An 878-nucleotide genomic window follows, 5' to 3' on the forward strand; every position below is an offset into this window, starting at 1 on the left:
TCATTTGAACGTACACGTGTAGCAAGCAATGATTGATGGGCATCACGGAATGTCGTATCGGTTATTAACACATCATTTTGTTCGTGAATCCACTTAACTAGTCCTTCTGCTCCACGTTCAGTTAGGATTTGTTTTGTCCCAGATGTTGGTGGAACTAATAAATCAATTTTTGGTTTTCTTGGAACGGTAAACACCGGCTTTGATGCTTTTTCTATTCCTGGGAAACCATTCACTGTTACGTTTCCGATATAATTTAATAGTTTTGTTCCACGGTCTTTACGAAGTGGGAACAAGAACAGTTCTGGTGTTGAATCAATAAAGCTTGTATTAAAATTACCTGTAATAAAGTTTTGATGTTTAACGACATTCCCTAAAAATGGAATGTTCGTTTTAATTCCACGAATACGGAATTCTTGTAAATTTCGGTCCATTTTTGCAGCAGCTTCTTTAAACGTCTTGCCCCATGTTGATACTTTTACAAGCAAAGAATCGTAGTATGGTGAAATGATAGCACCTTGGAAGCCATTACCAGCATCTAACCGAACTCCAAATCCTCCACCAGAGCGGTACACCATTAATTTCCCTGTATCAGGCATAAAATTATTTAATGGATCTTCTGTTGTCACACGAGATTGAATGGCAAACCCGAATAACGGAATTTCTTCTTGAGTAGGCATCCCAATTTCTTCTTCATATAAAGATGAACCATCTGCAATATGAATTTGAGAATGGACGATATCAATTCCCGTCACCATCTCTGTAATGGTATGTTCTACTTGAATTCTTGGATTCACTTCGATGAAGTAAAACTCATCTCCTGAAACCAAAAATTCCACTGTTCCAGCGTTTATGTACTTTACATTATTCATTAATTGAAC

1 protein-coding gene is annotated in these 878 nt (G+C 37.1%); it reads right to left on the reverse strand.

From position 1 onward, the window contains the following. The coding region (locus C406_RS19795; protein ID WP_036655245.1) for an ATP-binding protein at positions 1 to 878 on the reverse strand (878 nt) is incomplete at both ends.

Source organism: Paenisporosarcina sp. TG-14 (genome assembly GCF_000297555.1).
In the GTDB taxonomy this organism is placed as follows: domain Bacteria; phylum Bacillota; class Bacilli; order Bacillales_A; family Planococcaceae; genus Paenisporosarcina; species Paenisporosarcina antarctica.